Annotated in this window: 22 protein-coding genes; 12 read left to right on the top strand and 10 right to left on the bottom strand. The window is 34.8% G+C overall.

Features of this window, described 5'->3' with window-relative positions; genetic code table 11:
• Nucleotides 1-87: 87 nt before the first annotated feature.
• Together gcvT and AAT17_RS12405 are read left to right on the top strand one after the other, a co-directional pair.
• Entirely contained in the window at nucleotides 88-1,170 is a 1,083-nt protein-coding gene (gene gcvT, locus AAT17_RS12410) for a glycine cleavage system aminomethyltransferase GcvT (RefSeq protein ID WP_060524734.1), read from the top strand.
• Entirely contained in the window at nucleotides 1,149-1,994 is an 846-nt protein-coding gene (locus AAT17_RS12405) for a sugar nucleotide-binding protein (RefSeq protein ID WP_367379292.1), read from the top strand. Before gcvT ends, AAT17_RS12405 begins: the two co-directional genes overlap by 22 nt.
• 9 nt (nucleotides 1,995-2,003) lie before the next feature.
• Here AAT17_RS12405 and AAT17_RS12400 read toward each other — a convergent pair whose 3' ends face one another.
• On the bottom strand, nucleotides 2,004-2,837 hold the full coding sequence (locus AAT17_RS12400; protein WP_060524730.1) for a 1,4-dihydroxy-2-naphthoyl-CoA synthase: 834 nt from the start codon (nucleotides 2,835-2,837) through the stop codon (nucleotides 2,004-2,006).
• A 31-nt stretch (nucleotides 2,838-2,868) separates the two neighbouring features.
• Nucleotides 2,869-3,129 carry a hypothetical protein gene (locus tag AAT17_RS12395; protein ID WP_042279369.1) on the bottom strand — a complete coding sequence of 87 codons (261 nt, stop codon included), beginning with the start codon at nucleotides 3,127-3,129 and terminating at the stop codon, nucleotides 2,869-2,871.
• Between the two features lie 365 nt (nucleotides 3,130-3,494).
• Here AAT17_RS12395 and AAT17_RS12390 point away from each other — a divergent pair, with 365 nt between their 5' ends.
• The 3 genes from AAT17_RS12390 (at nucleotide 3,495) to AAT17_RS12380 (ending at nucleotide 6,460) form a co-directional block, all read left to right on the top strand.
• The gene (locus AAT17_RS12390; RefSeq protein ID WP_042279372.1) at nucleotides 3,495-3,899 is read left to right on the top strand and encodes a DUF2452 domain-containing protein; all 405 of its coding nucleotides are present in this window, start codon (nucleotides 3,495-3,497) and stop codon (nucleotides 3,897-3,899) included.
• Nucleotides 3,900-4,800: 901 nt separating this feature from the next.
• Nucleotides 4,801-5,994, top strand: a complete 1,194-nt coding sequence (locus tag AAT17_RS12385; protein ID WP_060524728.1) for a PQQ-dependent sugar dehydrogenase — start codon at nucleotides 4,801-4,803, stop codon at nucleotides 5,992-5,994.
• A 22-nt stretch (nucleotides 5,995-6,016) separates the two neighbouring features.
• A complete protein-coding gene (locus AAT17_RS12380) occupies nucleotides 6,017-6,460 on the top strand; it encodes a cytochrome c (RefSeq protein ID WP_042279377.1) in 444 nt (147 codons plus the stop codon).
• Between the two features lie 56 nt (nucleotides 6,461-6,516).
• On the opposite strand, the gene AAT17_RS12375 is transcribed toward AAT17_RS12380, so the two are convergent.
• The 4 genes from AAT17_RS12375 to AAT17_RS12360 all read right to left on the bottom strand — a co-directional run bounded on the left by AAT17_RS12375 (nucleotide 6,517) and on the right by AAT17_RS12360 (nucleotide 10,409).
• Nucleotides 6,517-6,852: a DUF2853 family protein gene (locus AAT17_RS12375; RefSeq protein ID WP_042279379.1), complete on the bottom strand. Its 336-nt coding sequence runs from the start codon at nucleotides 6,850-6,852 to the stop codon at nucleotides 6,517-6,519.
• Between the two features lie 51 nt (nucleotides 6,853-6,903).
• Nucleotides 6,904-8,577, bottom strand: coding sequence for a 2-succinyl-5-enolpyruvyl-6-hydroxy-3-cyclohexene-1-carboxylic-acid synthase (gene menD, locus AAT17_RS12370; protein WP_060524726.1), 1,674 nt, complete (start codon nucleotides 8,575-8,577; stop codon nucleotides 6,904-6,906).
• Nucleotides 8,578-8,952: 375 nt separating this feature from the next.
• Entirely contained in the window at nucleotides 8,953-9,990 is a 1,038-nt protein-coding gene (locus AAT17_RS12365; protein WP_060524724.1) for an isochorismate synthase, read from the bottom strand.
• A gap of 2 nt (nucleotides 9,991-9,992) precedes the next feature.
• The gene (locus AAT17_RS12360) at nucleotides 9,993-10,409 is read right to left on the bottom strand and encodes a hotdog fold thioesterase (RefSeq protein ID WP_060525105.1); all 417 of its coding nucleotides are present in this window, start codon (nucleotides 10,407-10,409) and stop codon (nucleotides 9,993-9,995) included.
• A 35-nt stretch (nucleotides 10,410-10,444) separates the two neighbouring features.
• Here AAT17_RS12360 and AAT17_RS12355 point away from each other — a divergent pair, with 35 nt between their 5' ends.
• The 4 genes from AAT17_RS12355 to AAT17_RS12340 all read left to right on the top strand — a co-directional run bounded on the left by AAT17_RS12355 (nucleotide 10,445) and on the right by AAT17_RS12340 (nucleotide 13,645).
• Nucleotides 10,445-11,092 (top strand): alpha/beta hydrolase, encoded by a 648-nt coding sequence (locus AAT17_RS12355; RefSeq protein ID WP_082586969.1) that lies wholly within the window; start codon nucleotides 10,445-10,447, stop codon nucleotides 11,090-11,092.
• On the top strand, nucleotides 11,092-11,679 hold the full coding sequence (gene rdgB / locus AAT17_RS12350) for an RdgB/HAM1 family non-canonical purine NTP pyrophosphatase (RefSeq protein WP_042279390.1): 588 nt from the start codon (nucleotides 11,092-11,094) through the stop codon (nucleotides 11,677-11,679). The genes AAT17_RS12355 and rdgB overlap by 1 nt, the downstream gene beginning before the upstream one ends.
• Before the next feature lie 54 nt (nucleotides 11,680-11,733).
• Nucleotides 11,734-12,552 carry a carboxypeptidase-like regulatory domain-containing protein gene (locus AAT17_RS12345; RefSeq protein ID WP_060524722.1) on the top strand — a complete coding sequence of 273 codons (819 nt, stop codon included), beginning with the start codon at nucleotides 11,734-11,736 and terminating at the stop codon, nucleotides 12,550-12,552.
• A 136-nt stretch (nucleotides 12,553-12,688) separates the two neighbouring features.
• Nucleotides 12,689-13,645 (top strand): M28 family metallopeptidase, encoded by a 957-nt coding sequence (locus AAT17_RS12340; protein ID WP_060525102.1) that lies wholly within the window; start codon nucleotides 12,689-12,691, stop codon nucleotides 13,643-13,645.
• 252 nt (nucleotides 13,646-13,897) lie between these two features.
• Here the strand turns inward: AAT17_RS12340 and AAT17_RS12335 are convergent, their stop codons facing one another.
• Together AAT17_RS12335 and AAT17_RS12330 are read right to left on the bottom strand one after the other, a co-directional pair.
• The gene (locus AAT17_RS12335) at nucleotides 13,898-14,485 is read right to left on the bottom strand and encodes a porin family protein (protein WP_042279393.1); all 588 of its coding nucleotides are present in this window, start codon (nucleotides 14,483-14,485) and stop codon (nucleotides 13,898-13,900) included.
• Nucleotides 14,486-14,563: 78 nt separating this feature from the next.
• Nucleotides 14,564-15,712, bottom strand: coding sequence for a VWA domain-containing protein (locus tag AAT17_RS12330; RefSeq protein WP_060524720.1), 1,149 nt, complete (start codon nucleotides 15,710-15,712; stop codon nucleotides 14,564-14,566).
• A 205-nt stretch (nucleotides 15,713-15,917) separates the two neighbouring features.
• Between AAT17_RS12330 and AAT17_RS12325 the strand changes: the two genes are divergently transcribed.
• Nucleotides 15,918-16,454 carry an inorganic diphosphatase gene (locus AAT17_RS12325; RefSeq protein ID WP_042279395.1) on the top strand — a complete coding sequence of 179 codons (537 nt, stop codon included), beginning with the start codon at nucleotides 15,918-15,920 and terminating at the stop codon, nucleotides 16,452-16,454.
• Nucleotides 16,455-16,516: 62 nt separating this feature from the next.
• On the opposite strand, the gene AAT17_RS12320 is transcribed toward AAT17_RS12325, so the two are convergent.
• Nucleotides 16,517-17,368, bottom strand: coding sequence for an ABC transporter substrate-binding protein (locus AAT17_RS12320; RefSeq protein ID WP_253279770.1), 852 nt, complete (start codon nucleotides 17,366-17,368; stop codon nucleotides 16,517-16,519).
• A gap of 260 nt (nucleotides 17,369-17,628) precedes the next feature.
• Between AAT17_RS12320 and AAT17_RS12310 the strand changes: the two genes are divergently transcribed.
• Nucleotides 17,629-19,848: an NADP-dependent isocitrate dehydrogenase gene (locus AAT17_RS12310; RefSeq protein ID WP_060525098.1), complete on the top strand. Its 2,220-nt coding sequence runs from the start codon at nucleotides 17,629-17,631 to the stop codon at nucleotides 19,846-19,848.
• 84 nt (nucleotides 19,849-19,932) lie between these two features.
• On the opposite strand, the gene AAT17_RS12305 is transcribed toward AAT17_RS12310, so the two are convergent.
• Nucleotides 19,933-21,117 carry a hypothetical protein gene (locus tag AAT17_RS12305; protein WP_060524716.1) on the bottom strand — a complete coding sequence of 395 codons (1,185 nt, stop codon included), beginning with the start codon at nucleotides 21,115-21,117 and terminating at the stop codon, nucleotides 19,933-19,935.
• A gap of 76 nt (nucleotides 21,118-21,193) precedes the next feature.
• Here AAT17_RS12305 and AAT17_RS13365 point away from each other — a divergent pair, with 76 nt between their 5' ends.
• Nucleotides 21,194-21,358 (top strand): hypothetical protein, encoded by a 165-nt coding sequence (locus tag AAT17_RS13365; RefSeq protein ID WP_157539281.1) that lies wholly within the window; start codon nucleotides 21,194-21,196, stop codon nucleotides 21,356-21,358.
• Nucleotides 21,359-21,369 lie beyond the last annotated feature (11 nt).

Raw genomic sequence — 21,369 nt, 5'->3', positions numbered from 1 at the left:
AGCTTTTAAATAGGGTTAATATTCTTTAAAAAGTACCATTGATTACAATATTGACTTCTTACATTTGTTCTACAGAATAATGGATTTATGAAAAATACCGCACTTACCAATACACATATAGAATTAGGAGCCAAAATGGTACCATTTGCAGGTTATAATATGCCTGTACAATATGAAGGTGTTAATATAGAACATCAAACTGTGAGAGATCACGTAGGAGTTTTTGACGTATCCCATATGGGAGAATTTCTTATTGAAGGTCCAAATGCACTAGAATTGGTGCAAAAAGTGTCATCAAACGATGCTTCTAAATTAACTGTTGGTCGTGCACAATATGCTTATTTACCTAATGAGACAGGTGGTATTGTAGATGATATGATTGTATACCGAATTAAAGAGGAAACATATATGCTCGTCGTTAATGCCTCAAACATTCAAAAAGATTGGGATCATATTTCTAAATACAACACCATGGGAGCAACCATGCGTGATTTAAGTGAAGACTACTCTTTACTAGCCATACAAGGTCCCAAAGCTGTTGAAGCAATGCAAGCCTTATCCAGTGTTGATTTGAGCGCTATCAAATTTTATCATTTTGAAATAGGAGATTTTGCAGGAATCGATCATGTGATCATAAGCGCAACGGGTTACACAGGATCTGGTGGATTTGAAATCTACTGTAAGAATAAGGAAGTAAAACAAATATGGAATAAGGTACTAGAGGCTGGTGCTAGTTTTAATATTAAACCTATTGGTCTAGCAGCTCGAGATACTCTAAGGTTAGAAATGGGCTATTGTTTATACGGCAATGATATCAGTGAAATGACATCTCCTTATGAAGCAGGACTAGGTTGGGTTACTAAATATACCAAAGAGTTTGTAAACCACGAACAGCTATTGGAGCATAAAGAAAAAGGAGTAGATCGCAAATTGGTAGGCTTTGAAATGGATGAAAGGGCAATACCACGTGGTGGTTATGAAATTAAAGATAGTAACCAACAAGATTTGGGAATGGTTACTAGCGGTACCATGTCACCATCATTAGGCAAAGGAATAGGAATGGGTTACGTACCGCCAGTTTTTGCAACACCTGGTAGCAAAATACACATCCAGGTTCGTAAAAAGTTAATACCTGCAACAGTTGTTAAATTACCATTCTACAAAAAATAAGAATTATTTCAAGAATACTGATTTTAGGAGGTAGTGGTTTTATAGGAAATGCTCTCTATAAAGAACTTGCTCCATTTTATAATGTACATGCAACATATAAAACTGAAAATGCTGGTTATGAATCTAACCAGCATTTTCATTGGTTTGATATGGAGCAAGAAGAGGTAGACACCCTTTTACACTCACTACATCCAGATTTTATTATAAGCTGTGTAAGAGGAAATGTAAACAGTCAATTGTACCTTCATAACCAATTGATGAATTATGTTAACAAAAATAATTGTCGTCTCATTTTTTTATCAAGTGCCAATGTTTTTGACAGATTCACAAATTTTCCTAGTTACGAATACGACAAAACTTTTTCGGAAAGTATTTACGGGAGATTCAAAATAAAAATAGAGAACGCACTTTTAAGATTACCACCACAAAAGTATGTGATTTGCCGTATTCCTATGATTTACGGTTACAACAGTCCTAGACTTAAGGCTATTAAAGAACAGTTACTGAAAAAAGAGGCCATTGAAGTATTTTCCAACGTTGTAATCAATGCTACCTATATTCAAAAGCTTACTCAACAAATTCATTACATCATAAATCGCAGAAGGCGAGGTATTTTTCATTTAGGAAGTAATGATCTTATACATCACAGTGAATTGGTTAAAGACATTGCGATAACAATAGGCTTTGAAAATCCTTTGCTCAAACACGTATTTGACTCAAATGACGACAGGCAATTAAGTGTCTTACCAAAGGACAATTTATTACCTAAACATCTTCAATTTACGATTGATGACGTAGTAAAAAGTTGTGAAAAACCTGCTTAAGGTTTTTTATTAAGGAATGTACTTATTATCACCCCATTGAGGTGCTCGTTTTTCTAGAAATGCGTCGCGTCCTTCTCGAGCTTCATCAGTCATATAAATTAATCGGGTCATCTCACCTGCAAAAACTTGCTGTCCTACCATTCCATCATCGGTAGCATTCATGGCAAATTTTGCCATTTTTATCGCTGTAGGCGATTTCTTGAGAATTTCTTGTGCCCAGTCATATGCTGTCTGTTCTAGTTCATCATGTGGTACCACAGCATTAACCATACCCATATCCATTGCCTCTTGAGCACTATAACTTTTTCCTAAAAAGAATATTTCTCTAGCCTTTTTCTGACCTACCATTTTTGCCAAATAAGCACTACCATAACCAGCATCTACACTTGCTACATCGGTATCTGTTTGTTTAAAAATAGCATGCTCTTTACTGGCCAGTGTCATATCACAAACTACGTGTAAACTATGACCACCGCCTACAGCCCAACCAGGTACCGCACAAATTACCACCTTTGGCATAAAACGTATCATACGTTGAACCTCAAGAATATTCAATCGACCTGTTCCTTCATCATCCTTATAACCATCTACTCCACGTGCTCGTTGATCACCACCACTACAAAATGCCCAACCACCGTCTTTAGGTGATGGTCCTTCACCAGTTAATATAACTACACCTATCGAAAGATCTTCTTGCGCGTCATAAAATGCTTTTATAAGTTCACTTACAGTTTTAGGTCTAAAAGCGTTACGCACCTCTGGTCTATTAAACGCTATACGAGCTACACCATTGGACTTTTTGTAAGTAATATCTTCAAATTCGATTGCAGTTTTCCAGTTCATAATTGTAGTATTAAGGACTGCAAAGATAAAACTAGTCTTTATACCAAACTCGTATAATTTGCATTGAAATTGTGATACCACTATGAAGGTTTAAGTGATAACTTGCTTTAGAATTCAACTCTTTACCTCTAGGAAATTGTTGTACAATGGTTTCAACGTTAATTATTTCAAATGAATAATTTTTGCGCAACCACTCTTCCACTCTAGGCATTACATCGTCCAAGGTTTCATAGGTCGTACCTTTCCAAAATGTTTTAGATACAGCTTTGGGTGCAAAATCAATGAATTTCATAAATCGTTTTGTTATTGGTATTATGGGCGACTAGAAAGTTACATCTTGAATAATCAATTCCTCATTATAAGTATTAATAAATGTGAGTAGTTCGCTTTCGCGAAAGCGGCTATACAAATTTCCTCATATTAATTATTTACACAGCTGGATTGAGACGACCATGTTCTCAATTCAGAAAATAAAAGGATACCTTTAAAAAATGAGGGATGACGACACCAATGAAAATTAGTATATTTAGACATAAATAAATTTGTAGGGGAATTTATTTTGTTTTCAATCGAGATAGCTGCAACTATCTCGATTTTCGTTTAAGAAATTCTTGTTAATCTTACACAAAATATATTGATTGCTTGTAAATTTGTATCATGAGCAAGGAGAAAAAACCGGATAGCGTAGTTTATGATGAAGAAACGGGAAAGTACAACGCTGCATTACTTCCCTATGCAAGTGGTGTAGGAGCTCCTAAAATAACTACACCCGACATCACCTCGTGGAAACAATCCAATATCAATAAGGTAAACCACGAATTCAAGTCGCAATTTGATCAATTAAAGGCACAGTATGAAGCCATGGTTTCAAAATTTGAAGCAAACCAACTTGTATACGGTGCACGTTTTTCTTTTGAACCAATAGTCGGAGAAACCTACCACCTATATCGTGACAAAAAACAAAATACTTTTCTTTCAGTGATCGCACCGCACGAATGTAACTGGGATTTTGTAGGCTCGTTCAGGCTGTCTTCAGAAAAAATCTGGGAATTGGTGTCATAATCACTGAACACGACTTCACTTCATCGATAAATTCAGTATTTACATCGTATAATTTGTTAAATTACTACTTTGTATTACACAGTACTGTAACAAATTAATTTATTGGTCGTCATGTAATTGTAACCGCAAAACAAAAGATCATGAGAATTACAGACCGCTTAACTGATTTAACGACAGACTTCCCTCTTCTTTCTAGAAAAAGAAAAGAATCAAATCCAAGTGTTTTCACATTTGAAGAATGGGCACTGTCTTAAAACCCAAACTGATTATAACCTTTTAAAACTAAATACTATGAAAAATCCGAGTTTCTTAAATGCTGGAGCAGCTACCAATAACCGTATAAGTAACACAAAAACTTATTCTGATGAATGGAATCGTAAAAGACGTTATCGATAAAAATCGACAACCAAAAAACCGATAAAGCCTCTTAATCTTTAGTTATTAAGAGGCTTTTTTATTTAACATGATAATAACATTTATAATAGTAACAAACAGACATTAAATACGTCTACTATTATAAATGAAAGTAATGCTATGAAGTTAACGAAACGTTTATCCAATTTACTCACTCAAAAACCGAAAATAACGGCAGTAAAGAAATCACAAAAATACTCATCTAACGATGCAGGAAAATGGCATCTTGTTTGATAATTAAATAAATAGAAAAATGAAAAATACACAGAACAGTTTTTTAAACGCACAAGCTCAAACTAATAACAGAATCAGCAATTTGCCTACTTATGCTGATAATTGGAACCGTAAAAGGCGGTACACCTTCAAATAAGTAGGAGATTTATTTGAATTAGCCCAAAATCCTCAAGTGAACAACTTGGGGATTTTTTTATTATTTTAACTTTAACCCCATTACAACAAGTTACTTTTATTTTTTAATTCGGCTTTTATGAAATTACTATATTATTTTTCAGTTTGTTCTATACTATTATTTGTTGCCTGTAAAGATTCACCTAAAAAGGAAATCGCACAGTCTGGCGATAATATCAATAAAAATGTGACAGTCGCAGATTCAAATAATCAGGTTCCTGATACCGATGTACCACTTATTGATGATCAAAAAGATTACATGATCAAACAAGTTTTAGAAAACGATGGTATCATTTGGGGAATGGATTGGTTGCCAAATAATGAGCTTTTATATACTACCAAACAAGGTCAAGTTTTTCGCTTTGATGGCAAGAAGAATTATGAAATAAAAAATATCCCAGAGGTTTATATACGTGGTCAAGGCGGTTTGATGGATATAACTGTGCATCCTAATTATAAGGAGCAGCCATTTATATATTTAAGTTATGCGAGTACATCAGGTCAGGGATCTGGTGGAAATACAACTATAGCCAGAGCAAAATTAATTAATGATGAACTTACGGATCTTAACGTCTTGTACAAGGCTGTACCTAACACAAAAGCTGGACAACATTTTGGCTCTAGATTTACGTGGGATAAGGAAGGTCATTTATACTTTAGTGTTGGTGATCGCGGTAATCGTGACGAAAACCCACAAGATATAACAAGAGATGGAGGAAAGATTTATAGAATAATGGACGACGGATCAATTCCTAAAGACAATCCATTTGTAAATGAATCAGGTGCCAAAACTGCCATTTACAGTTATGGTCATAGAAATCCACAAGGGCTTACCACTCATCCTATTTCTGGTAAAGTTATGGATCATGAGCATGGACCACGTGGCGGTGATGAGATTAATACTATTGTTAAAGGACTTAATTATGGGTGGCCTGTAATTAGTTATGGAATTAATTATGACGGTTCTACTTTTACAAACTTGACTCAAAAAGAAGGAATGCAACAACCCAATTGGTACTGGAAACCTAGTATTGCACCTAGTGGATTTGCGATAATTAATAACCAAGATTATGGAGATTGGAATGGAGGTTATCTAGCTGGTTCATTAAAGTTTCAATACCTAGAACTTTTATACAATGTAGATGGAAAAGTAACCAAACGAGAAAAAATAGCTGATGGTATTGGTCGCGTAAGAGATGTTTCCATCGGTCCAGATAATTACATATACATTTCAGTAGAATCAAAGGGTATTTATCGTATAACACCTAATTAATGATTAATCTAAATTTTCAGATATGAAAAATGTATTAGCTTGTTTATTTACTACACTTATACTGTGCTCATGTGGAACAGATAAAGAAAAGAAACAAACAATCAAGTTAAAAGAGCCGGCTAAGAAAGAGCTCACAGCGATTGAAAAAAGCGCCCAACGTGGTAAGGAAATTTATAGAGAGTTATGCGTTACCTGTCACCTGACTAATGGTAAAGGAGTTACAGGAGCATTTCCACCGCTTAATCCCAGTGACTGGATCACTGGTAAACGTAAAGAAAGTATTCATGCCGTTAAATATGGTCTAAAGGGAGAAATTGTAGTAAATGGAGTTACTTATAACAATATAATGCAGTACCAAGGTCTAGATGATGAAGAGGTTGCCGATGTACTTAATTATATCATTGATACCTGGAATCCAACTGAAAAGATGGTTACCGTTGAAGAGGTCCAACAAATTAAAAAATAATATAATGAAAAAGCCCATCACAGTGTGATGGGCTTTTATTATATAATAGTATAGTCTTAGTTGTAAATTGACTCCTTACCGTGGTGTACACAAAGCATGTAATAAATAATCGCACGATATTTAGCTCGTTCACTTTTTCCGTACTTTTCAATCACTGCTTCAACAGAATCCATTAAGTTATCACCTGATAAACCTAATTTCTTTTTCAAGTAGTTGTCTACCACACGCTGCATTTCACTACTTTCTGCGCTTACGGTTTCAGCATCTTTATTATAAATAGAAGGACCTAATCCCTTAGTAACCTTTCTAAGTAGTTCCTCGTCCAGTTTTCCACCTACTTTTTCCTTGTAAGCTTTAACGTACTTCTCTACTCTTTCATCAAATTTACTCATAATAATGTTCGTTAGTTAAAAAGTTAAAGGCTAAAGTTAGTTAAATAAATGTTATCGTAAAAATTTAAAATAATTTAATAAAATCTCGTCATTCACTTTACTTGGAGTAACTATTTCTAACAATTGTGGTTTATCATTTTTTGATAGAAATTGTTGGTACGCTTTCGCGAAAGCGGCCTCATCACCTACTTTGTGATACCCTATATGGTACATCTCGCACAACTGTATGGCAGTTAAATCATGTTTGGTTTCAAAATATGTATCAAATTCATGAGTATCCTTATGGCCTGGTAATATTCTAAAAATACCACCACCAGAATTATTGATAACTATGATTTTAAAGTTTTTGGGTATATAGTTATTCCATAATGCATTTGAATCGTAAAAGAAACTAAGATCACCCGTAATAAAAATGCAAGGTCTGTCACTTGCCATTGCCGCTCCTATAGCCGTACTAGTGCTTCCATCAATTCCACTTGTTCCACGATTTGCATAAATTTTATGTGAGGTATTCATAGGAAATAATTGAGCATACCTCACCGTACTGCTATTACCTAATTGAAGAAGTATGTTATCAGGAAGATTCTGGAATAACAATTTATAAACCTTAAAGTCACACCAAGGCATAGTTTCAAAATAGGATTTCCTTTTTTCAATTCTATTCTTAAAAGTTTTTAACCAGTATTCCTGATATTGACTATTTACAGTTTTAGAATGCAAGGATTGAACCCATGTAGAAGGCTTTACTTTTATATGACCAGCAAGTTTAAAAAAAGTATCATAGGCTCTTCTTTTTCCTACGTGATAATGAATTTTGGTTTCAAACTTGCGCAAGTATTGTTTGATTTTTTTACTTACAATCATTCCTCCTATAGTTACCACCATATCGGGTTGTAGGTGAGTAATTTCCTCATCTATATGTTCAATAGGAGCTATTAAGGTATCTATTCCCCATACCACTTTCTCATGTCGGATATTGGATCCTACCTCACTCATGATTAAAACACTAGGATCTGATGTAAGTTTGTTTAAATCGGCTTCAGTAAGAACATCAACATTTAAGGTTGAAAGTATGATTAATTTTGAAGAACTATTATCCCAATGTTTATAGAATTCATCTGGAATTATAGATGTTTCCTCTTTAAGGATGTCAATAGTTTTTACGTCTTTAATGGTAGACTTCTCTACCCTATTATACAGCGGTTCTTCAAAAGGAATGTTTATATGAACTGGACCAGACCTAGCTATGGTAGTGTTTAAGGCTTTATTAAGTAATCTTTCATTAGTTGCGATTGATTCTACCTGTATTTTATCATGAATCATGGTAAGCTCACAATCGTATAAAATATGGTTGGAGTAAACGTGTTTTTGCCTTATGGTTTGACCATCTCCTATATCTATTTTATGCGGCGGCCTGTCAGCACTTAAAACGATTAAAGGAATTTCACTGTAATAGGCCTCAGTAACTGCCGGATAGTAATTGAGCAAAGCGCTACCACTTGTACATAAAAGAGCTACAGGTTCTCTTAATTGTTGTGCCATTCCTAGAGCTACATGTCCTGCACAACGTTCATCTACAATACTATAACAGGTAAAAAAACTATCCTCAGTAAAACCGATGGTAAGTGGTGCATTACGTGATCCTGGAGAAATCACAATATGCTTAATTTGTCGTTTCTTAAAAAGCAAAACTACCTGCTGGGCATGAATTATTTCTGGCAACATATACCACAAAGGTAATAGCAGGCAATTACATTTCCTTGATATTAACGCTTAATTAAAGCTTAAGCTCAATACTCTTTTGGTCTATCTTAAAACGTCTTTAATCGAAATAAACAGCAAATCAGAAAAATAATCCAGTATTTGGGAAATTAAAAATTGCTAGGTCCATAAAATTTATCGATATTTAAAGTATAAATCAGCCCAATTATGATCCTTATAAAATACTTGATTTTTTACAGTTTTGTACTTTTCTATCAAACGGGAATCTATTGTAAAAAAGCATTTTATAGTATCATACTATCATTTAGAAGAAATGCTCAGTATGTCAAATCCTTCTCATTCAAGACTAGTTTAATTCGTACTGCTTTTAGAAGTATTTTATAAAACACGAAGCATAGTACCCATTTTATTCACTGTTTCTAGATACTCTGCCTGGGCATGACTTAATGCTGTGATGCCGCCACCTACGTACAATGTAGCCGTTTTATCGTTCAATTCTATGCATCTTAAATTGACAAAAAACTCTGCGTTCTTATTGTTGTTATTCACCACTCCTAAATAGCCTGTATAAAAGGACCTGTCGTATCCTTCATTTTCTTTAATAAATTGTAAAGCTTGTTTTGTAGGCATACCACAGACAGCTGGTGTAGGATGTAAAGCATGAAGATACTTATACATATCATTTGGGTTAATTTGTGCCTTAATATCAGTTTTTAGGTGGCAAATTGCTCCTGCTTGTACAGTTTGAGGTTGTGATGTTTCAATATCTGTTGCATTAGTCATTTTGAGTTGTTCAACTATGTAATTAGTGACTAGCTGTTGTTCTTCTCTCTCTTTTTTTCCCCAATAAATATCGGTCACTCCATCATAAGCTACTGTTCCAGCCAATGACATGGTTTTTAAAGTCGTGTTTTCGATTTTTAATAATAATTCTGGAGTTGCTCCCATCCAGGCACCTACTTTAGGATGATAAAAAAAGTAGCTGTTTGCCGTTGGATACAAATTGAGCAGGCGTTCAAGTAATTTTACTTGTGACAAATGACTTTTAATAGTTTGCTTTCGCGAAAGCACTACTTTCCTTAAATCTCCTTGTTGTAAATTATTAATAGCCTTGTCAACAAGCATTAAATACTCATCTTTATATACTTCTTTATCAAATTCTGGAAGAGTACTTTCAACCTTTTGATGCGTCCAAGGAAAACTTATACTATTTTCTACGGGTATATAAACACTATGTTGTTCTTTTAAAAAAGGAGCAAATACAATATAATCTTCTTCAAGAGGTGTAGTTTTATGCCATTCTTGATCAGATTGATAGAATAAATTGACACGATTCTCATTACTTTTTTTAAGTACAAAAAAGGGTAACTCTTGGGTTAAAAGTTGTGATACCTGATGTATGAAAGGACTGTTCACTGTTATTGTTTTAAAAGAGCAATAGTTGTTAATTTACACAAAGAGATTAACCTATCTTGATCATCTGTTATTCTTATTTGCCATAGTTGAGTAGTTCGTCCTTTGTGAATAAAAGATGCGGTCGCATAAACATATCCTTCTTTAATGGATCGCGTATGATTGGCACTTATTTCTAGACCTCTTATAGTATATTTTTCGGTATCCAGAAAGAGAAAACTAGCCGCGCTACCTACCGACTCGGCCAAAGCTACACTGGCACCACCATGTAGAACTCCGTCAGGTTGATAAACTTTATGAGTAACCGGCATGCGTGCAGTAAGTGTATCTTCTGTAACATCTACATACTCAATATCAAGTGTTTCCATTAGTGTATTACGGCTTATGGTATTACACTGGTCTAGTATATTTTGTTTGTCCATATCTTTACCCAAAAATAAGCCTACAATATAAATATATGGTTAAAACTGTCTTATATAATCATACCAATAGTTACGATACTTTAAACGAATTAACGGATACAACAAAATGTATCTGGATATGTTTTCATGGATTGGGATACTTATCAAAATACTTTAAAAAATATTTTATCAATTTTCCTAAAGACGACCACTATTTTATAATTCCTCAGGCTCCTTCAAAGTATTATCAAGGCTCTGATTTTAAACATGTAGGTGCAAGCTGGCTTACTAGGGAAAATACCATGCAAGAAATGGACAATGTTCTTAATTACCTTGATAAGGTAATTACACAAGAAAATATTAAAGGCGATCCTAGAATTATTCTGATGGGATATTCACAAGGTGTTTCAATCGCTACTAGATTTATGTCACAATACTTTTACAATGTAAAGGCCTTAATTATTCAAAGTGGTAGTTTACCACAAGAGCTTAACGACAATGATGGCCAACATTTTGAAACTTTTTGTGATAGAATCATACATATATCTGGAACTAAAGATGAATATGTGAACGATAAGGTTATTGAACGTGAAAAAGAACGTATTGATACGCTCTTTGGCACAAAATGTGAAAAACATAGACCGGATATAAAGCATGTGGTTCATGTAGAATTGTTACAAACCATTGCAAAAAGCTTAACGTGATGAAATTATTATTTGCTACCCACAATCAAAATAAATTAAAAGAAATTCAAGCCTTAATGCCAGCTAATATTGAACTGGTATGTTTAAAGGATATTAATTTTGAGGAAGACATTCCTGAAACTTCTGAAACAATTTCTGGTAATGCTATTCAGAAAGTAGAATATCTTGTAAATAGAGTCAAGATGCCTGTATTTGCAGATGATACTGGTTTGCTAGTTGATGCCCTAAATGGTGAACCAGGAGTATATAGCGCAAGATATGCAGGTCCTGAACGTGATAGTGAGGCAAATATGCAATTGGTCCTGGACAAGTTAGAAAATACTCGCAATAGAAATGCGAGATTTGTTACTGCCATAGCTTTGTCATTACAAGGCTGTCAATTGTTATTTGAAGGTGTTTGTGAAGGTGTTATCACCGACGAGAAAAAAGGTGAAAAAGGTTTTGGATACGATCCAATTTTTAAACCTAATGAAGCAGATAAGACCTTTGCAGAAATGTCACTAACCGAAAAAGGTGAAATAAGCCACCGCGCTCGAGCCTTCAGAAAGCTCATTTCATATTTGGAAGAGGATGTTAACGGCCGTTAATATATTGAGAATTTATAGAGTATTGAACTCAATTGAATTATTTTAGCTTATAGAATGAAACATCTACTATTTTTAATGTTGTGTTTTGGAGTATTCTTTAACACCACTACTGCCCAAGACAGTACATCAGTCAAAGTTGATACAGTAAAAACTATCGCAAAAAAAACTAAAGTTACTGGTGTCGTTCTTAATGCAAAGGACAATTCTCCTCTTGTAAATGTTAATATTGTTAACCTTAATCAAGTTAAAGGAACCGTTACCAATGAAGCAGGAGAGTTTTCTATTACTGCCAAGGTAAATGACACACTTTTCTTTTCCTATTTAGGTTTTCAAACTATTAATGTACCTGTTACCAACGACTGGATAAAATTTGGAAATGTAACTATTTCTATGACCGAAAAAGGGATTGCTCTTGAGGAAGTGGTTGTAGAGGAAATTCAATTAACCGGTTATTTAGAGATCGATGCAAAAAAAGCTCCTATTTATAGCAAGCGTAGATATAGCATAAGTGGTCTAGAAAAAGGATATGAAGCAGGTGATGAGGAACCAGGAGCGGTAACCAAAGTATTAGGATCTATTTTTAATCCAGCTGATTTTCTATATAACACCTTTAGTAAGAAAGGTAAATCTCTTAAAAAGCTTAGAGAAATAAAGAAAGCAGACGAGGTAAGAAACATATTACAAAGTAAGTACGACAGAGAAACATTGATGAACCTTCTTCAAATGGATAAGGTTAGTATTGATGAAATTCTACGTAATTGCCAATACTCTAAAAAGTTCATTGAAGAAGCTAGTGATTTACAAATCCTAGATGCTATTAGTGAATGTTATGAGGAATATAAAGTCCTGAAAAAAGAAGATAAAAAGAAGTAATGATTAATACCACTTTATGTTAAGTTTAAAAACCATATTATATGCAACAGCAGGATTTGCCCTTGCTGCATCGTGTAATACTATGAAAGGTACCGATGCTGACGCGTCTGGTTCAAATTCTAGTGAAAATTCAAGTATGATTAATTCATCCATGTCTTCCAAAGAAGAAGTGATGAAATATGCGAATACAATTACCGTTGAAGAACTAAAAGAGCAATTATACTTCTATGCCAGCGACGAAATGGAAGGTCGTTATACAGGTGAGCCTGGTCAGAAAAAAGCTGTCGAATATTTGAGAGAGCAGTATAAAAAAATGGGTGTTCCTGGTGGATTAAATGATGGCGCTTACTTTCAAACAGTACCTGCCTCCTACTTTAGAAAAATTAAAAACGATTCAGAAAATGTACTGGCGTATATAGAAGGTTCTGAAAAACCAGAAGAAGTACTTGTTATTAGTGCTCATTTAGATCATGTAGGAATGGAAGATGGTGAAGTTTTTAATGGTGCCGATGATGATGGAAGCGGTACTATTGCTTTACTTGAAATTGCTGAAGCATTTAAACAAGCAAAAAATGATGGCAAAGGTCCTAAACGTTCCTTACTATTTTTACATGTTACAGGTGAAGAAATAGGTTTATATGGTAGTAGATATTATTCTGAGAATCCTATTTATCCTTTAGAAAATACCATAGCAAATTTGAATATTGATATGATAGGCCGCATAGATCCTCAACAAAAGGATGATCCTAATTATGTTTATTTAATAGGAAGTGATATGCTCTCTCAAGATTTACATGATATGAGTGAAGCTGCCAAAGCAAAATATGACATGGATATTCGATTAGATTATAAGTATAACGGGAAAAACGATCCTAATCGCTTTTATTACAGAAGTGACCACTACAATTTTGCTAAAAATAATGTACCTGTAATATTTTATTTCAATGGCGTACATGAAGATTATCACAAGGCCACTGATACTCCAGATAAAATTGAATATGATCTTTATCAAAAACGTGCTAAGTTGATTTTTGTTACAGCTTGGGAACTAGCAAATGCTGATTCAAGACCAGCTCTTAAAGAAAAGGAATAATTTTTTACTAAGTGATTATATATAAACCTGCTCGTTATTGAGCAGGTTTTTTTATTAATACTCCACCTATTTAATTATGCTATAGTATTTGTTTAAATAGATACTATAATTTAAGGTTTCACTCGATAAACACTATTTAATTCACCTTAAATACCTAGACGTATACAACCACCTAAAGTTCATAGAAATACCTATAATAAAAAAACCTCAACATTTTCATGTTGAGGTTTATAGTATAATGTATGTTATTAATTAAAATCTATAACCTACTGAGAATCTAACTAATCTTGTGTATTCATCATTTTTGAATTCTTCATTATCAAATAGGTCTGTAACACCTTCAGCAAAATTTGCTTTAAGGAATAAACCTAATTCTGGGAAATCATATCCTAGACCTAAAGAAACAGAAAGATTAGAATCTACAGTCACCTCATCATCTATGTCTACTTCATTTCCACCAGCAACACTTTGAGTAGCATTAAGAAGAAATCCAACTTGTGGACCTGCATGAACGGTAAGATTGTTCCAAACTCTATAACGTACGTGTAAAGGTATGTTGATAAAATCAAGATTAATCTCTGACTCTGTATTACCTATTTCAAAAGTTTCTCCTTCTCTGCTGTAAAGTATACTGGTTTCAGCACTCCAGCGATCATCAAAGGTGAACAATCCATTTAAACCAGCGTGAAAAGAAACCGCATTGTCTTCCAATTCACCACCACCTACATTGTTAATTTTTGAGATGTTAACTCCACCTAATAGACCGTAAGAAAATTCTTGGGCTGTTGCTATGATACTCACGCAGAAGAATACTGCAAAGGATACTAAAAGTTTTTTCATTGTATAGTTTTTGGTAAGTCAAATATATAAAAAGAATGTAGACTACACCGTAAACCACAATTAAAGATTATAAACTACTTATTTCATACGCTTTTTACGATTGCGCTCATAGTCAGAAAAAATCATCTCACCTAATCCCTTTAAGCCAGTATAAAAGGCTTTACCTTTATTTGCTTTGGTAAACGCGTCTACAAACTGTTGTAGGTAGGGATCATTTGCTATCATAAACGTTGTTATAGGTATATGCAACCTTCTAGCCTGTGCCGCCATGTTGTAACACTTGTCAACTATGTATTCATCTAGACCATTAGAATTCTTATAATACCTACCGTCACTCAATCTTAAACAACTAGGCTTACCATCGGTGATCATAAATATTTGCTTGTTTGTATTACGCTTACGACGCAGTAAATCCAGTGCAAGCTGTAATCCAGCGACGGTATTAGTATGATAGGGTCCTACTTTTAGATAAGGTAAATCTGCAATTTTAATAGGCCACGCATCATTACCAAATACTATGATATCAAGAGTATCTTTTGGGTATCTGGTAGTTATTAATTCGGCCAGTGCCATAGCCACTTTTTTTGCAGGTGTTATTCGATCTTCTCCATAAAGAATCATGGAGTGAGAGATGTCTATCATTAATACCGTACTCATTTGAGCCTTGAACTGTGTATCCTCTACTACTAGATCTTCTTCAGTAAGGTTAAAGTTTCCTATACCGTGATTAATTTGTGCGTTACGTAAACTCTCAGTCATGGAAATGGAACCTAGGTCGTCACCAAATTTATAAGCTCTAAAATCACCGCTGTGCTCATCTCCGGTTCCTAATTTTGATGTTTTGTGATTCCCGCTTGCACCCTTACGCATATTACCAAAAATTTGCTCTAGAGCATGCTTACGTAATAATTGTTCTGTTTTTGCAGTAATAGTGAATCTTCCAGATCCATCACCGTCATCTGATCCATCTTGTCCCTTTGATGGGTCAATTTCTTCTCGTATATAACCACGCTGTTTTAAATCCTCAATAAAATCGTCTATCGTATATTCTGCAGTGGTTAGGTGGTATTCCTTATCTAATTCACGCAACCATTCAATAGCTTCATCAAAATCACCAGAGGTGTGAGTGATTAACTCCTTGAAAATATCAAATAGCTTGTCAAAAGGGTCTTTGTCCTTTGGGTTGTGAATTTCAAATCTGGTACCGTATCGTTCTTGGTAATTCATACAATAAAAATAGTCTGTTTTGTATAGTTGGACTTACATTGTTTGGGGTTTAACGTAGGTTTTACACCACATAAAGGTTAAGAATGGGTTATTATATGGTCATTATTTCATTGAATAACAATATTATATCAAGGTTTGTCGCGTTTACGCTTTCGCGAAAGCGAAATAACATTATTTTTGCAGCCGCTTAAACAAACAAAAGATTATGCAAGTACATCCTTGGCACGACGTGTCGTACGGAGACAAAGCTCCGGAAATTGTAAATGGAATTATTGAGATACCAAAGAATACTCGCGCAAAATATGAGTTAGATAAGGAAACGGGAATGTTGATTTTAGATCGTGTGATCTACTCTTCAATGTATTACCCTACTAACTATGGTTTTATACCACAAACTTATTGTGACGATCAAGATCCACTAGATATTCTAGTTCTTTCACAAATTGAAATCGTACCTATGTGTATGGTTGAAGCAAAGGTTATCGGTGTAATGCAAATGATGGATGGTGGTGAAATGGATGATAAAATAATAGCCGTTGCCGCAAATGACATGTCGGTTGCTCACTTTAATGATGTAAGCGAATTACCAGAATACTGGAAAAAAGAAATGCGTAATTTCTTTGAAGATTATAAGAAATTAGAGAACAAAACTGTTGATGTAGAAGAATTCCAAGGTCGTGAAAAAGCTATGGAGATCGTACAACAAGCAATTACTGATTATAAAAACAAGTTCAATAAATAATACTTTTATAGAACCTAATAAAAAAACCTGTTCATATCATGAGCAGGTTTTTTTCTTTGAAATTAATTGTTGAGCTGATCCTGTAGTTTGCTCAAATATTCCGGTACAAGTTTTAAACGTGATCCATACCACGAGAACATCTCACCATCAACTAGTACAATTTTAGGAATAACCTTAGGTTTTAAAGCGTTGGGTGCTGGAGCTAGTGTAAAAGCTTCAATAAGTTCTTGTTTATCTTCTTCTTTAAAAGGATAGGGTTCACTAGAAAGTAGGATAAATTCTGGTTGTAATTTTATTAACTCATCAAGTGAAAACTCTGGATATCGTTGTAGGTCTTTACATAAATTTTCAAATCCACCTTGTCTTAAAACATGATGAATAAATGTATCATTACCCGTTGCCATGTAAGGATTCTTCCAAATTAAATAAACTGCATTTTTTGCTGAATCCACCTTTAGCTTGTTGAATTCCATTTTAATAGTACGAACTAATGATTTTGCCTTGAAAGAACTACCTGTCATCATTCCTATATCATGAATCATCTCATAAGCGTTTTCCAATGTTAAAATATCACTTACATAAGTAGGAGCTATTTGATCACAAGCAGCTACGATATCTAGGGTGTTTTCCTCTTTATTTGCAATAATTAAATCTGGCTGTAATTCATAAATACGTTCTATTACTATTTTTTTAGTACCACCTACGACAACTTTATCAGTGCGTAAGTTTTCTGGGTGTACGCAATACCTAGTAACGCCCACAATTCTATCTTCTAATCCTAGATCAACTAGCAACTCGGTTTGAGATGGAACCAGTGAAACGATACGTTCAGGTAAATTTGCGATTTCAACTACTCGGTTAAGCTGGTCTATACCTTTATAAAACATTAATCTAGTACGTTTTTTGTTACCCATAACTTATAACCTAAAAGCGCCAATTGCCATTTGGTTGCCTTGCTTAGATCTAATCTCTTTTTAGTAAAACTGGGTAACAGCTTTTTATTAATTGATGCAAGTGCTTTGAAAAAATATTTTTTCATAACTCAAATATAGGAATATGTTAACGAGTAATGCGTTAATTGTACTATAAGAAATCACTGCTATTACTTATATTTGCAATTCTTTTTTACAAGCTTAAATACTTGTTTATTACTCTAAAAAACAGAATAATTACAATGGCAGATTTACCTAAAATTATCTATACAAAAACGGATGAAGCACCAGCACTAGCAACCGCTTCTTTTTTACCAATCATTAAAAAATTTATTGCTCCAGCAGGTATCGATATTGATACAGCAGATATTTCTCTAGCTGGAAGAATTATTGCTACTTTCCCAGAAAACCTAACTGAAGATCAAAAACAAGAAGATGCTCTCGCACAGCTAGGTGAACTTGTAAAGCAACCAGACGCCAATGTTATAAAATTACCTAATATAAGCGCATCAATACCACAATTGACTGCTGCTATTGCAGAATTACAAGCACTAGGTTATAACCTACCTGATTACCCTGAAGATCCTCAAACCGAGGAGGAAAAAGAAATTCAAAAACGTTATAATAAGATTAAAGGTAGTGCAGTAAATCCTGTTTTACGTGAAGGTAACTCTGATCGTCGCGCTCCTAAACCGGTGAAGCAATACGCAAAGAACAATCCACACTCTATGGGTGCATGGAGTTCTGATTCAAAATCACATGTTGCAACTATGTCAGCAGGTGATTTTGCGCACAACGAGAAATCTCACACCTTTGAAGAATCTACTTCGGTTTCCATTCAATTAGTAAAAAATGATGGAGAAACTGAAGTTCTTAAAAGTGGTTTAAATCTTCAAAAAGGAGAAATACTAGACGCTACTTACATGAGTAAGAATGCTCTTTTATCTTTCTTAAAAGAACAAATTGAAGATGCCAAAAGACAAGGCGTACTTTTTTCACTGCATATGAAAGCAACGATGATGAAGGTTTCTGATCCTATCATTTTTGGCCATGCGGTGCGCACATTCTTTGCTCCAGTATTTGAAAAATTTGGTACCGAATTAGAGCAGGCTGGTGTAGATGTGAATAATGGGTTTGGTGATTTATTATCAAAATTAGATCAATTACCAGGCGATGTTCAAACTGCTATTGAAAAGGAAATTGAAAAAGTATACGAGCAACGTCCTGATATCGCAATGGTAAATAGCGATAAAGGAATTACTAATTTACATGTACCTAGTGATGTAATTATTGATGCCTCAATGCCAGCAATGATACGTACATCTGGACAAATGTGGAACAAGTCAGGAGAAACTCAAGATACCAAAGCGGTGATTCCAGATAGTTCATATGCTGGAATCTATCAGGAGACTATCCAGTTTTGTAAAGAACATGGTGCATTTGATCCTACTACCATGGGTACGGTTCCTAATGTAGGTCTGATGGCTCAAAAAGCCGAAGAATATGGTTCACACGATAAAACATTTGAAATACAAGCAAACGGTAAAGTGCAAGTAGTTTCTGAAAATGGTACTGTCATTATAGAACACGATGTAGAAGAAGGTGATATATGGAGAGCTTGTCAAACTAAGGATGCTCCTATTCAAGATTGGGTTAAACTGGCAGTTTCTAGAGCCAGAGCAACTAATGACCCTGCTATTTTCTGGTTAGACGAGAATAGAGCACACGATGCTGAACTAATCAAAAAGGTAAATACGTACCTTAAGGATCATGATACAGAAGGCTTGGACATTTCAATCGCTTCACCAGTTGAAGCTACAAAACGTACGCTAGCTAGAATGAAGGATGGTTTAAACACCATCTCGGTTACCGGTAACGTACTTAGAGATTACAATACAGACTTATTCCCTATCCTAGAATTGGGCACAAGTGCCAAAATGCTATCTATTGTTCCATTAATGAACGGTGGTGGACTATTCGAAACTGGCGCTGGTGGATCTGCTCCAAAACACGTGCAGCAGTTTGAAAAAGAAAATCACTTAAGATGGGACTCTTTAGGCGAGTTTCTAGCTCTTGCAGTTTCTCTGGAACATCTAGCTGAGAAATACGATAATAAGAAAGCTCAGATTCTTGCAGATTCCTTGGATCGCGCAACAGAGAAGTTCTTAACTAACAAAAAATCTCCTTCAAGAAAGGTTAATGAGTTAGATAACCGTGGTTCTCATTTTTATCTAGCCCTGTATTGGGCCCAAGAATTAGCTTCTCAAAATCAAGATGAAGAACTAAGTACACAATTCAGTTCACTAGCTAAGGAATTATCTGATAATGAAGAGGTAATCAATAAAGAATTGATTGATGCGCAAGGTGTTGCTATGGATATTGGAGGATATTATCGTCCAGATGCTGCAAAAGAATCAGCAGCAATGCGCCCTAGCGCTACATTAAACAGTATCATAGGTTAAAATAAAACAACCTAATGTTATAAAGCCTGTTTGTAAGTGTACAAACAGGCTTTTTTTATTTCCATTCCACTACAACTTTATAAATTAAGTCTTCTGCTTTTGCTTTCTAGCTGCAGGAAATAAAATGTTGTTTAAAATCAAACGATAGCCCGGTGATGTAGGGTGAAGTTTTAATTCTGTAGGTGGATCTCCTACTCTATGCTGGTAATCTTCTGGATCGTGACCACCATAAAAGGTGAAAAAGCCTTTACCACGTATTCCGTGTAAGTATTTAGCCTCGCCGTTTGATCTATTTTCAGCGAGAACTAATACGTTCTTTTTTACTTCTTCTCTTGAGTAACTAGTAGTTTGCCCCATAAATCCTTTTACTAGCGAAGTATGATTTTGATTGAGCATGGTTGGAATAGGATCCCATTTGGCGCTAAAATCCATCAAAGTAAAATAGTCCAACTCCTTTGCTACCTTACGTTTAGTAGTCATATCTATACTACTGAACTCATAAACCATGGGAGAACGTTCCAGTAAAAAATCAGTAAAAGCAAAAGTTTTATTGAAATCAATCTTTGACTGGTAATCTGGTTCACTAGCATCACCATCAAACATAGGTTCGCAAATATCAACATCTTCTGCTGCTAGCGCTATATCAAAGCTATCTGTAGCACTGCACATGGCAAACATAAAACCACCACCTATTACATAATCTCTGATCTTTTTTGCTACGGCTAGTTTTGCCTCACTTACTTTGTTATATCCCAACTCTGCAGCCAGTTCTTCTGCTTCCTTCTTTTCTTGAATGTACCACGGCGCAGTTCTAAAACTGCGATAAAATTTACCATACTGTCCTGTAAAATCCTCATGATGTAAGTGCAACCAGTCATACAATAACAATTCATCATTTAAAACTTCTTTATCATAGACCTTGGTATATGGAATTTCGGCATAAGTAAGTACCATGGTAACCGCATCATCCCAAGGCTGTTTTCCTGTAGGAGTATATACTGCAATTTTCGGCGCCTTCTCTAGCACCACTTCTTGCATATTTTGCGACGGGCTAGCAATGAATTCAAGAATTTGTGCTGTCTCGCGTTCATTTAACGGTTCGTAACTTACCCCACGTATAGTAAGTTCTTTTTTTATTGCATCAGTTTCTGGCATTAAGAAGGAACCACCTCTATAATTGAGTAACCATTTAACTTTTATACCTTGTTCAAGCACCCAATAAGCCGTTCCATAGGCTTTTAAATGATCTTTTTGAGTATCGGCATCCATGGGAACCAGAACATATTGCGCATGAGAAAACAGCCCAATTAGGCATAAAAGAATACAACTTATATAATTTTTAATCATGGTAACCTATTCTAGTTTAAGATTGGAGAACTCGTCATGGCATGATGGAATTTTTAGTGTACGCTTTCGCGAAAGCGTAATTAAACTAAACTCTATCGTGCCGCATGAGCACAGATTCATAATCCATGCCGAAATCTCTCAACTGGTACTAAAATACAAATAGGATACGAGAAA

The organism is Nonlabens sp. MIC269 (assembly GCF_001430865.1).
GTDB classification, from domain to species: Bacteria; Bacteroidota; Bacteroidia; order Flavobacteriales; family Flavobacteriaceae; genus Nonlabens; species Nonlabens tegetincola.
This window is presented reverse-complemented; position numbering and strand designations above follow the sequence as displayed.

Excerpts from the sequence above, each read along its gene's own strand:
- gcvT (WP_060524734.1), top strand. The coding sequence starts at position 88 with ATGAAAAATACCGCACTTACCAATACACATATAGAATTAGGAGCCAAA.
- AAT17_RS12400 (WP_060524730.1), bottom strand. The coding sequence starts at position 2,837 with ATGAACTGGAAAACTGCAATCGAATTTGAAGATATTACTTACAAAAAG.
- AAT17_RS12395 (WP_042279369.1), bottom strand. The coding sequence starts at position 3,129 with ATGAAATTCATTGATTTTGCACCCAAAGCTGTATCTAAAACATTTTGG.
- AAT17_RS12390 (WP_042279372.1), top strand. The coding sequence starts at position 3,495 with ATGAGCAAGGAGAAAAAACCGGATAGCGTAGTTTATGATGAAGAAACG.
- AAT17_RS12385 (WP_060524728.1), top strand. The coding sequence starts at position 4,801 with ATGAAATTACTATATTATTTTTCAGTTTGTTCTATACTATTATTTGTT.
- AAT17_RS12380 (WP_042279377.1), top strand. The coding sequence starts at position 6,017 with ATGAAAAATGTATTAGCTTGTTTATTTACTACACTTATACTGTGCTCA.
- AAT17_RS12375 (WP_042279379.1), bottom strand. The coding sequence starts at position 6,852 with ATGAGTAAATTTGATGAAAGAGTAGAGAAGTACGTTAAAGCTTACAAG.
- menD (WP_060524726.1), bottom strand. The coding sequence starts at position 8,577 with ATGTTGCCAGAAATAATTCATGCCCAGCAGGTAGTTTTGCTTTTTAAG.
- AAT17_RS12360 (WP_060525105.1), bottom strand. The coding sequence starts at position 10,409 with ATGGACAAACAAAATATACTAGACCAGTGTAATACCATAAGCCGTAAT.
- AAT17_RS12355 (WP_082586969.1), top strand. The coding sequence starts at position 10,445 with ATGGTTAAAACTGTCTTATATAATCATACCAATAGTTACGATACTTTA.
- rdgB (WP_042279390.1), top strand. The coding sequence starts at position 11,092 with ATGAAATTATTATTTGCTACCCACAATCAAAATAAATTAAAAGAAATT.
- AAT17_RS12345 (WP_060524722.1), top strand. The coding sequence starts at position 11,734 with ATGAAACATCTACTATTTTTAATGTTGTGTTTTGGAGTATTCTTTAAC.
- AAT17_RS12340 (WP_060525102.1), top strand. The coding sequence starts at position 12,689 with ATGATTAATTCATCCATGTCTTCCAAAGAAGAAGTGATGAAATATGCG.
- AAT17_RS12335 (WP_042279393.1), bottom strand. The coding sequence starts at position 14,485 with ATGAAAAAACTTTTAGTATCCTTTGCAGTATTCTTCTGCGTGAGTATC.
- AAT17_RS12330 (WP_060524720.1), bottom strand. The coding sequence starts at position 15,712 with ATGAATTACCAAGAACGATACGGTACCAGATTTGAAATTCACAACCCA.
- AAT17_RS12325 (WP_042279395.1), top strand. The coding sequence starts at position 15,918 with ATGCAAGTACATCCTTGGCACGACGTGTCGTACGGAGACAAAGCTCCG.
- AAT17_RS12320 (WP_253279770.1), bottom strand. The coding sequence starts at position 17,368 with ATGGGTAACAAAAAACGTACTAGATTAATGTTTTATAAAGGTATAGAC.
- AAT17_RS12310 (WP_060525098.1), top strand. The coding sequence starts at position 17,629 with ATGGCAGATTTACCTAAAATTATCTATACAAAAACGGATGAAGCACCA.
- AAT17_RS12305 (WP_060524716.1), bottom strand. The coding sequence starts at position 21,117 with ATGGATGCCGATACTCAAAAAGATCATTTAAAAGCCTATGGAACGGCT.
- AAT17_RS13365 (WP_157539281.1), top strand. The coding sequence starts at position 21,194 with ATGGTAACCTATTCTAGTTTAAGATTGGAGAACTCGTCATGGCATGAT.